This window comes from Actibacterium sp. XHP0104, assembly GCF_025751515.1.
In the GTDB taxonomy this organism is placed as follows: domain Bacteria; phylum Pseudomonadota; class Alphaproteobacteria; order Rhodobacterales; family Rhodobacteraceae; genus Actibacterium_D.
Genome location: NZ_JAOWLE010000010.1, coordinates 54,222 through 64,201 on the forward strand (window position 1 = coordinate 54,222; position 9,980 = coordinate 64,201).

A 9,980-nucleotide genomic window follows, 5' to 3' on the forward strand; every position below is an offset into this window, starting at 1 on the left:
CCCCCGGCCCGCGCGTCAGACGTAGCGGATGCTCAGAATCTCATAGCATTTCTCGCCGCCAGGCGTCTTGACCTCAACACTGTCACCTTCATCCTTGCCGATCAAGGCACGCGCCAGAGGCGACCTGATGTTCAGCAGGCCCTTTTCGATATCGGCCTCGGCCTCGCCCACGATCTGAAAGGTCTTTTCCTCGTCGGTGTCCTCGTCGACCAGATCGACCGTGGCGCCGAACTTGATCGCACCCGACAGTTTCGTCGGATCGATCACCTCGGCCAGCGACAGCAGGCCTTCCAGTTCCTTGATCCGGCCCTCGATAAAGCTCTGCTTTTCGCGGGCGGCGTGGTATTCGGCGTTTTCCGACAGGTCGCCATGTTCGCGCGCCTCGGCAATGGCCCTGATCACCGAGGGGCGTTCCACCGATTTCAGGGTTTTCAGTTCGGCCTCAAGCGCGGTCGCACCCGCGCGGGTCATCGGTATCTTTTCCATTGCACTCATCGGATATTAGCAAATGGCGCGACCCAGAGGCGCGCCATTCAAGTTTCTTTCGCTCACCTGACCTCAGAGAGGGGGGGAATGCAAGACTTCGCGTGCCCGATGGGGGCAGATGTGGCTTTTCCTGCCGAAAAAAGCGGTGGTGATGCAATTGACGCTGAATGCTGCGCTGCGGTAACGATGTTGCTGAACGGTTTTGGGGAAAGCAAGAATATAAGCCACTCGAAAAGGGGTAAGGCATGACGGATATTGAACGCGAGTCGATGGAATATGACGTTGTGATTGTTGGGGGCGGGCCTTCTGGTTTGTCTGCGGCGATCCGTCTGAAGCAGCTGGATGCTGATCTGAACGTTGTTGTTCTGGAAAAAGGCTCCGAGGTTGGGGCGCATATTCTGTCTGGTGCGGTTCTTGATCCGTGCGGGCTTGATGCGCTGATTCCCGACTGGAAGGCCAAGGGCGCGCCGCTGAACACCCCGGTGCGCGAGGACAATTTCTACATGCTGGGCGAGGCCGGGGGCATTCGTATCCCGAACTGGCCGATGCCGCCCTTGATGAACAACCACGGCAATTACATCGTCTCGATGGCGAATGTCTGCCGCTGGATGGCCGAGCAGGCCGAGGAACTGGGCGTCGAGGTCTTCCCGGGCATGGCGTGCTCGGAACTGGTCTACGGCGACGCGGGCGAGGTCAAGGGCGTGATCGCGGGCGAGTTCGGCCGCGCCCCCGACGGCACGCCTGGCCCGGGCTACGAGCCGGGGATGATCCTTTACGGCAAATACGTTCTGCTGGGCGAGGGCGTTCGCGGGTCTCTGTCGAAAGAGGTGATCGCGAAATACGACCTGTCGGCCGGTCACTGCCCGCAGAAATTCGGCCTGGGCATGAAAGAGATCTGGGAGATCGACCCGGCCAAGCATCGCGAGGGCACGGTGACCCACACGATGGGCTGGCCCTTGGGCAAGAATGCCGGCGGTGGCTCGTTCATTTACCACCTGGAAAACAATCAGGTTTATGTCGGGTTCGTGGTGCATCTGAACTACGAGAACCCGCATCTCTATCCGTATATGGAATTCCAGCGGTTCAAGCATCACCCGATGGTGGCCGAGCTTTTGAAAGGCGGCAAACGCGTGGCTTACGGCGCGCGGGCGATTTCCGAGGGCGGCTGGCAGTCGCTGCCCAAGCTGACCTTCCCGGGCGGGGCTCTGTTGGGCTGTGCGGCGGGCATGGTCAACGTGCCGCGCATCAAGGGCAACCACAACGCCATGCTGTCGGGCAAGGCGGCGGCCGAGGCGGCGCATGCGGCGCTGGCGGCGGGGCGTGCGGGCGACGAGCTGACGGGCTATGAGGCCGCGGTGCGCAACGGCGCGATCGGCAAGGATCTGAAACGCGTGCGCAACGTGAAACCGCTGTGGTCGAAGTTTGGCATGATGATCAGCCTGGCCCTGGGCGGGTTCGACATGTGGACGAACAACCTGCTGGGCCTGTCGCTCTTGGGCACGATCAAGCACGGCAAGACGGATGCGGCGGCCACGGGCGAGGCGGCCAAGTTCAAGCCGATCGATTACCCGAAACCCGACGGCACGCTGTCGTTCGATCGCCTGACCAACGTCAGCTTCAGCTTTACCAACCACGAGGAAGAACAGCCCTGCCACCTGCGGCTGGCCGACCCCTCGATCCCGATCAAGGTAAACCTGCCCAAATACGCCGAACCCGCACAACGCTATTGCCCGGCCGGCGTCTACGAAGTGCTGCAAGGCGAGGACGGTCCGCGGTTCCAGATCAACTTCCAGAACTGCGTCCACTGCAAAACCTGCGACATCAAGGACCCAAGCCAGAACATCAACTGGACAACGCCCCAGGGCGGCGAGGGGCCGAATTATCCGAATATGTAAGGATTGCGTGAACGGGGCGGCCAATGTGCCGCCCCGCATTGCCTTGGGCAAGGTGCAGGGCTAGGTTGATCTGGCAACGAAACCGGAGAGAGCCCGTGCGCGCAGTAATGATCCGAACGCTGGGAACGGCGGCCCTGGCGGGGCTTGTGGCCGGCGCGGTTCCGGCCGTTGGCCAAGAGGGTGTGTCGGGCCCCTATCTGGCTGCCCGCAGTGCCAGTTACATGAGCGATTACGAGGCCGCGTCGCAATATTACACCCAGGCGCTGACCCGCGACCCGGGCAATGCGCTGTTGCTGGAAAACGCGTTGCTGGCCTTTACCGGCCTGGGAGAGGTCGCCAAGGCCCAGACCGTCGCGCGGCGGATGGCACAGCTGGACCCCGAGAACCAGACCGCGCGGATGCTGTTACTGGCCGAGGCGATCGGGCGCGAGGATTACGCCGCGGTGCTGGGCCGGATCGAACAGGGCGACGGGGTTGGCCCGCTGGTCGATGGGCTGGTCGGTGCCTGGGCCGCCTTTGGCGAGGGCCGCATGTCGGACGCGCTGACGGCCTTTGACGATGCCACCGGTGATGCCGCGCTGCGGGTGTTTGGCACCTATCACAAAATTCTGGCCCTGGCGGGCGCCGGCGATTTCGAGGGCGCGCGCGACCTGTTTACCGAAGGCGGGCGGGGTTTGCGCATTTCGCGGCGCGGGGTTCTGGCCGAGGTGCAGATCCTTAGCCAGCTTGACGAAAACGAGGCTGCGGTCGCGGTGCTGGACGAGGTGTTCGGCTTTGATCTTGATCCCGGTCTGGCCGATCTGCGTGCCCGTCTGGTGGCGGGCGAGACCGTGCCCTTTACCACCGTGCGCAACGCCCGCGATGGCGCGGCCGAGGTGTTTTACACCGTTGCCGGCGCGCTGAAGGGCGAGGCCAACGATACCTATACGCTGCTTTACAGCCGCATCGCCGAACATCTGCGCCCCGATCATGTGGATGCGATCTTGCTCAGCGCGGATCTGCTGGAGGCGCAGGAACAGCATGATCTGGCCACCGCCGCCTATCTGCGGGTGCCGGCGGGCGATCCGGGGCATTTCGCGGCCGAGCTGGGCCGGGCCGGGGCGCTGGAAAAGGCCGGCCGGGACGAGGCGGCGCTGGAGGTTCTGACCCAGCTGTCGAAAACCATGGAAGCCGTGCCGCTGGCGCATGTGTCGCTGGGCGACATGCTCAGCCGGCAAGAGGATTTCGATGGCGCGATCAAGGCCTATGACAAGGCGCTGGCTCAGATCGAAGAGCCCGAGCGCGCGCATTGGATCGTGTTCTATGCCCGTGGCATCGCCTATGAGCGCACCGATGACTGGGAGCGCGCCGAGGCCGATTTCCGCAAGGCGCTGGAGCTGGAACCGGACCAGCCGCGGGTGCTGAACTATCTGGGCTATTCGCTGGTCGAAAAGCGCCGCAACCTTGACGAGGCGCTGGATATGATCCAGCGCGCCGTCGCCGCGCGGCCTGACAGCGGCTATATCGTCGATAGTCTGGGCTGGGTCTATTACCGGCTGGGCCGTTACGCCGAGGCCGTCGAGCCGATGGAACGCGCGGTGGAACTGGTGCCGATCGACCCGGTGGTGAATGACCATCTGGGCGATGTTCTGTGGGCCGTGGGGCGCCGGGTCGAGGCCGAATTCCAATGGCGCCGCGCGCTGTCTTTCATCGACTTTGACAATATCCCCCAGGACGTCGACCCCGACCGCATTCGCCGCAAGCTAGAGGTCGGGCTGGACAAGGTGCTGGAGGAAGAAGGCGCCGATCCGATTTCGGTTGCCAACGGTGATTGAGGTCTTTGCACCGGCCAAGATCAATCTCTCGCTGCATGTGACCGGCCAGCGGGCCGACGGCTATCACCTGCTCGACAGTTTGGTGACCTTTGGCCCGATGGGCGACCGGCTGCTTGTCAGCGATGGCAACACCCTGTCGCTGACCGTTGAGGGCCCCGAGGCCGCCGGCGTGCCTGCCGATATGAACAACCTGATCCTCAAGGCCGCAGAGCTGATCTCTGACGGGCGCGGGGCGGCGTTTACCTTGCAGAAATTCCTGCCCGCCGCGTCGGGTATCGGTGGCGGGTCTGCCGATGCGGCGGCGGCGTTGCGGGGGCTGATGGCGCTATGGCAGATCGGCCGCGACTGGCGTGACGAAACCGACGCGCTGCGGGCCTTTGCGGGCCAGCTTGACGGGCTGGAACAGCTGGGTGCGGATGTGCCCATGTGCCTGATGAACCACCCGGCGCGGGTGCGCGGCATTGGCGAGAGGCTGGATTGGGTGCCGCTGGGCGCGATACCGGCGGTGCTGGTGAACCCACGGGTCGAGGTCAGCACGCCCGCCGTGTTCAAGGCGCTGGCGTCCAAGAACAATGCGCCGATGCCCGACGACATTCCGCGGTTCAGCGGCATTCAGGATTTCGTGCCCTGGCTGGCGCAACAGCGCAATGACCTGCAAGCGCCCGCGATTGCCCTGCAACCGGTGATCGGCGAGGTGTTGACCCGGCTAGAGGCGACCGAGGGCGCCATGCTGGCGCGCATGTCGGGGTCGGGGGCCACCTGTTTCGCGATCTATCCCGATCAGAATCACGCCCGCGCCGCCGCCGAAAAGCTGTACCGCGACCATCCCCGCTGGTGGGTCGCGGGGGGTGTTCTGGGCGATCAGTTCAAACGGGGTTTGCCCGTCAGTTGACCCGCGCCACCACGTAATCGGCAATGTCGATCAGCATGTCGCGGATCGGATCTTCGGGCAGGGTGGCCAGCGCCGCCTTGGCCTTGTCGGCCCATGCCAGCGCCTCGGCGCGGGTGTCTTCCAGCGCGTTGTGCTTGTTCAGCAGGTCCAGCGCATGTTCCAGATCGCCGTCCTGCTGCTTGCCCTTTTCGATGGTGCGCACCCAAAAGGCGCGTTCTTCGTCATCGGCGCGGGCGACGGCCTTGATGACGGGTAGGGTCAGCTTGCGCTCGCGGAAATCGTCGCCGATGTTCTTGCCGGTGGCGTCACCGCCCCAGTAATCCAGCAGGTCATCGACGATCTGAAAACTGATCCCCAACGCGTCGCCATAGGTGTAAAGACCCTGCACCTGATCCTCGGGCGCGCCGGCGATCACGCCGCCGACCTCGGTCGCGGCAGAGAACAGCGCCGCCGTCTTGCCACGCACCACTTGCAGGTAAATGTCTTCGTTGGTGCGCAGATCCTGCGCCGCAGTCAGTTGCAGCACCTCACCCTCGGCGATGGTGGCCGAGGCGTTCGACAGAATATCCAGCACCCGCAGCGACCCGGTTTCGACCATCAGCTGAAAGCTGCGCGAGAACAGGTAGTCACCGACCAGAACGCTGGATTTGTTGTCCCACAGCAGGTTGGCGGTGGGCCGTCCACGACGCTGGCCGCTTTCGTCGACCACGTCGTCATGCAGCAGCGTGGCGGTGTGGATGAATTCGACCGTGGCGGCCAGGTGCACATGATAGGGGCCGTCATAGCCGCACAGCTTTGCCGCGGCCAATGTCAGCATCGGGCGCAGGCGCTTGCCGCCTGCCTCGACCAGATGCGCGGTGACCTCGGGGATGCGGGGCGCGTGTTTCGACGCCATGCGTTCGCGGATCAACGCGTTCACGGCGTTCATTTCCTCCGCCAGATGCGCGCTCAGGCGCTCGTGCGGTTTGGTTGCAGCAATATCCAGCCCCATCACGCTCTCGTCACTTCTCTCGACAAAGGCGGGCCCGTGCCCTTATGTCCCAGATATGAAAGAGCTGCTTCGGACAAATGACCCAACCCAGTTGGCCTTCGCCTCCGCTCTCCTTCAAGGAGAGGGGATAGACTGCTTTGCGATGGATGTCCACATGAGCGTCCTCGAGGGGTCGATCGGGATATTGCCGCGCCGGCTGATGGTGCGCGATGACGACTGGGCCGAGGCGCGGATCGTGCTGACCGATAACGGCATCTCGCTGCCCGAGGCACGGTGATGGATCTGACCTGCGACCAGTTCCTGGGCGGGCGTCTGTCGGTGTGGCAGCCGCGTGACGGCTATCGGGCCGGGGTCGACCCGGTGCTGCTGGCGGCGGCCGTGCCTGCAAAGCCTGGTCAACGGGTGCTGGAACTGGGCTGCGGCGTCGGCGTGGCGTCGCTGTGCCTGGGGGCGCGGGTGCCGGACCTGGCGATCACCGGGGTTGAGTTGCAGCCCGACTATGCAGATCTGGCACGGCGGAATGCCGAAAAGAACGGCGTTCAAATTTCCGTTCTCAACGCCGATCTGCGCCGCCTGCCGACCGAGCTGCGGCAAATCAGCTTTGATCATGTTGTGGCAAACCCGCCCTATTATCTGCCTGCGCAACGCACGGCGGCGACGGATGCGGGGCGCGACCTTGCACAGGCCGGCGAAACCCCGCTGTCAGACTGGTTTGATGCCGCGACGCGGCGGCTGGCCAAGCGAGGTGTTCTGACGATTATCCAGCGGGCCGATCGCCTGCCCGATATGCTGTCGGCGGTCGATGCGCGGTTGGGGTCGATCGAGGTCTTGCCGCTGGTTCCGCGACCGGGGCGCGATGCAAAACTTGTTTTGTTACGGGCAGTTAAGGGCGGTCGCGCGGCGTTTCGCCTGTTGCCGCCGCTGGTGCTGCATGACGGAGAGCGCCACGACGGCGACCGCGAAAGCTATACCCCCGAAATTCGTGCTGCATTGCGGAATGCTGCGCCGATTGCCTGGGCGTCTTAACAAAGTTGCGGCAAGTTACCGCTGGCCAGAACATTGTTTCAAGTTTTTGCTATGACACCGCGTGACACGACTCAAATTCTGTGCTGCTATGTTTCAACAATATGACAACAGAGAGGAGAAGATCATGAATCTGAGTTCGCACTTGCAGGAACTTCGCCGGAAACACGAGACCCTCTCGGAACGGGTAGAGCAAGCTCAGCGCAGCCCCGGCTTTGATGACCTCCGCATTGCAGAACTCAAAAAGCAGAAGCTGCGCCTGAAAGAGGAAATTACCCGTCTGACTCAGGCCTGATGCTTTTTGGCGCTGGCGCGGGCCGCCAGCGCAGCACCAGTCGTAATCAACATAGCCGCCAGAAAGAGGCTTGGGGTCGCGTCGGCAATACCCGACGCGACCAGTATCAATGTTGACAGCAAGGGCGCCGCATAGCTGGCCACGCCAAGCAGCTGAATATCGCCCTGTTTGACCCCGATATCCCACACGTAGAATGCCAGTCCGACCGGGCCCAGGCCCAGTGCGGCAATGGCAGCCCAGCCCATTGGTGCCGTCGGCCAGGCCGTGGTCTCAAAGGCCAGGTGCAGCGGCAGGGACAGCGCCGCCGTGGCCAGGCAGAACACCGTGACCGATGCGGTGGGAATCGCGCCCAGCCTGCGTGACAGCACCGAATAGGTCGCCCAGGTCAGCGCGCACAGGAAGGCCAGCGCATAGCCGGGCAGCGCCGTCTGGCTAAGGCCCGTGCCGCCGCGCAGGACGATCAGCGCCGCGCCGGCCAGCCCCAGAAGCCCGCCCAGCACATGGCCCGGCCGCAGGCGTTCGCCCGGCAGGAACCCTGACAACAGCACGATCAGCAAAGGCCAGAGATAGGCGATCAGCCCGGCCTCGGCCGCCGGGGCCAGGCGCAGAGCCGAGAAATACAGCGCGTGATAGCCAAATAGCCCCGCCGTGCCAAAGGCGTAGACCCGCCAGCCGATCCGCCGCAGTTGGCTCAGCCCGCCGCTGCGCACCGTCCAGACCAGGCCGCACACGCCCCCGATGGAAAAGCAGATCGCGTTCAGTTGCAGGGGCGGCACCGGCGCGCTGCCGACCGTGAACAGCGCGAGCAATGCCCAAAGCAGCACCGCCACAAACCCGATTGCCGTGGCGCGGCCGCGGGTCACGGGCGTATCTCGACGAAATGGCGCCCTTCGGCCAGGTGTTCCATCGCGGCGACCTCGGTTTTGATCCAGTCGAAAAAGGTTTTGATGTCGGGCCGGGTTTCCTGCCCTTTCGCGCACAGGAAACGGCATTCGGTCTGGTTCTGCAAGGCCAGCGGAAAGGGCGCCACCAGCTGCCCCGAGCGCAGCGCGTGCTGGGCCAAAGAGATGCGCCCCAGCACCACCCCGGCGCCACTGATGGCGGCATCGATCGCGTGATCCGACTGCGAAAACCGGGGGCCGCCCGGTGCGGGGGCATGCAGGCCCTGATGGTGCATCCATTGCGCCCAGCCGATATCGGGGTTGGTGAGCACGATATCGTCTTGGTGCAGCAGGATCTCGTTCACCAGCATCTCGGGCGAGGTGCAGCGCGCGGCGATTTCCGGCGACATCATCGGCGTCATCCATTCCCGAAACAGAGTGTGGCAGAACAGGCCCGGGCTGGGATGAGAGGTAAAGCGCAGCGCCACGTCGACCTCGTCGCGGGTCAGGTCGACATAGGTGATGCTGGCCGAAAAGCGCAGCTCGATCTCGGGGTTGGCGCGGGCAAAATCGTAAAGCCGCGCCGCCAGCCATTTCGCCGTAAAGGCCGGTCCGGCGGTCACGATCAGAGGGTGATTGTTGTGCAGGTTGCGGGCGGCGCGCCAGGCGCGCGTCAACGCGGCAAAGCCGTCGGCCGCACCGGGGGCCAGTGTGCGCCCGGCCTCGGTCAGGGAAACGGCGCGATTGAGGCGGTTGAACAGCGGCTGGCCCAGATGTTCCTCTAGCGATTTTATCTGAAAGCTCAGCGCCGCCGGGGTGACGTTCAGCTCTGCGGCGGCCTTGGCAAAGCTCATGTGGCGCGCGGCTGCATCAAAGGCGCGCAAGGCCGTCAGAGGAGGCAGGCGGTCAGGCATATCGGTTAAGTATTATTTAGGTGAAGGTGTCAGAAGTCTCGTTTGTCAGTTGATTTTATATGCCTCAACTTGAGCGCACAAGAAATTCTGATCTATGGAGTTGGCCATGTTCGAGGCGACCGCATCTGCCGATATCAAGCGGGCCCTGCAAGAGGGGCGGCGCCAGCGGGCGGCCGCATTCCGTTTGCTGTTATGCCGAACCTTTCCGAGCCGCGCGCGCAAGGCGCGAGGTTGCGGTCTGGCTGCGGCATAAGAAAAGGGCCGCCCTTGCGGGGCGGCCCTTGGATTTTTCCGGTAAGGCAGATCAGCCGAAGAACTGAGCGCCGTTTGCCGAGATGGTCGAGCCGTTGATGAAGCCGGCGTCGTCGGAGGCCAGGAACACCACGCAGCGGGCGATCTCTTCGGGCTCGCCCAGGCGGCCGGCGGGGATCTGCGGGATGATGTTCTTGTTCAGCACGTCCTCGGGGATGGCACGCACCATTTCGGTGCCGATATAGCCGGGGCAGATGGCGTTGGCGGTGATGCCGGCGCGCGCGCCTTCCTGGGCCAGGCTGCGGACGATGCCGATGTCACCGGCCTTGGTGGCGGCATAGTTGACCTGGCCGGCCTGACCTTTCTGACCGTTGACCGAGCTGATCACGATCACGCGGCCGAACTTGCGTTCACGCATGCCGGGCCAGACGGGGCGCACGGTGTTGAACACGCCGGTCAGGTTGGTGTCGATGACCTTTTGCCACTGCTCGGGCTTCATCTTGTGGAAGAAGCCGTCCCAGGTGATGCCGGCGTTGG

At 63.9% G+C, this 9,980-nt stretch carries 11 protein-coding genes; 6 read left to right on the forward strand and 5 right to left on the reverse strand.

Annotated features, from left to right (window positions below):
- Window positions 1–15: 15 nt before the first annotated feature.
- Window positions 16–486, reverse strand: a complete 471-nt coding sequence (greA, locus tag OE856_RS13490) for a transcription elongation factor GreA (protein WP_263716680.1) — start codon at window positions 484–486, stop codon at window positions 16–18.
- A gap of 245 nt (window positions 487–731) precedes the next feature.
- Here greA and OE856_RS13495 point away from each other — a divergent pair, with 245 nt between their 5' ends.
- From OE856_RS13495 to OE856_RS13505, 3 genes are all read left to right on the forward strand, one after another.
- Complete coding sequence (locus tag OE856_RS13495; RefSeq protein ID WP_263716681.1) at window positions 732–2,381, forward strand: electron transfer flavoprotein-ubiquinone oxidoreductase; 1,650 nt, start codon at window positions 732–734, stop codon at window positions 2,379–2,381.
- A 107-nt stretch (window positions 2,382–2,488) separates the two neighbouring features.
- Entirely contained in the window at window positions 2,489–4,195 is a 1,707-nt protein-coding gene (locus tag OE856_RS13500; protein ID WP_412174890.1) for a tetratricopeptide repeat protein, read from the forward strand.
- Window positions 4,188–5,087 carry a 4-(cytidine 5'-diphospho)-2-C-methyl-D-erythritol kinase gene (locus OE856_RS13505; protein WP_263716684.1) on the forward strand — a complete coding sequence of 300 codons (900 nt, stop codon included), beginning with the start codon at window positions 4,188–4,190 and terminating at the stop codon, window positions 5,085–5,087. The genes OE856_RS13500 and OE856_RS13505 overlap by 8 nt, the downstream gene beginning before the upstream one ends.
- Here OE856_RS13505 and OE856_RS13510 read toward each other — a convergent pair.
- Complete coding sequence (locus OE856_RS13510) at window positions 5,080–6,078, reverse strand: polyprenyl synthetase family protein (protein ID WP_263716685.1); 999 nt, start codon at window positions 6,076–6,078, stop codon at window positions 5,080–5,082. The two genes, OE856_RS13505 and OE856_RS13510, sit on opposite strands and share 8 nt — an antisense overlap.
- Window positions 6,079–6,133: 55 nt before the next feature.
- Between OE856_RS13510 and OE856_RS13515 the strand changes: the two genes are divergently transcribed.
- The 3 genes from OE856_RS13515 (at window position 6,134) to OE856_RS13525 (ending at window position 7,396) form a co-directional block, all read left to right on the forward strand.
- Window positions 6,134–6,355, forward strand: a complete 222-nt coding sequence (locus OE856_RS13515) for a DUF2007 domain-containing protein (RefSeq protein WP_166499303.1) — start codon at window positions 6,134–6,136, stop codon at window positions 6,353–6,355.
- Window positions 6,355–7,104: a tRNA1(Val) (adenine(37)-N6)-methyltransferase gene (locus OE856_RS13520; RefSeq protein WP_263716686.1), complete on the forward strand. Its 750-nt coding sequence runs from the start codon at window positions 6,355–6,357 to the stop codon at window positions 7,102–7,104. The genes OE856_RS13515 and OE856_RS13520 overlap by 1 nt, the downstream gene beginning before the upstream one ends.
- A 124-nt stretch (window positions 7,105–7,228) precedes the next feature.
- Window positions 7,229–7,396: a YdcH family protein gene (locus tag OE856_RS13525; protein ID WP_166499884.1), complete on the forward strand. Its 168-nt coding sequence runs from the start codon at window positions 7,229–7,231 to the stop codon at window positions 7,394–7,396.
- Here the strand turns inward: OE856_RS13525 and OE856_RS13530 are convergent.
- From OE856_RS13530 to OE856_RS13540, 3 genes are all read right to left on the reverse strand, one after another.
- Complete coding sequence (locus tag OE856_RS13530; RefSeq protein WP_263716687.1) at window positions 7,387–8,259, reverse strand: DMT family transporter; 873 nt, start codon at window positions 8,257–8,259, stop codon at window positions 7,387–7,389. The genes OE856_RS13525 and OE856_RS13530 overlap by 10 nt on opposite strands.
- On the reverse strand, window positions 8,256–9,191 hold the full coding sequence (gene gcvA, locus OE856_RS13535) for a transcriptional regulator GcvA (RefSeq protein ID WP_263716688.1): 936 nt from the start codon (window positions 9,189–9,191) through the stop codon (window positions 8,256–8,258). Before gcvA ends, OE856_RS13530 begins: the two co-directional genes overlap by 4 nt.
- Before the next feature lie 304 nt (window positions 9,192–9,495).
- Window positions 9,496–9,980 (reverse strand): SDR family oxidoreductase (locus OE856_RS13540; protein ID WP_263716689.1); only part of this gene is annotated, 485 nt, incomplete at its 5' end.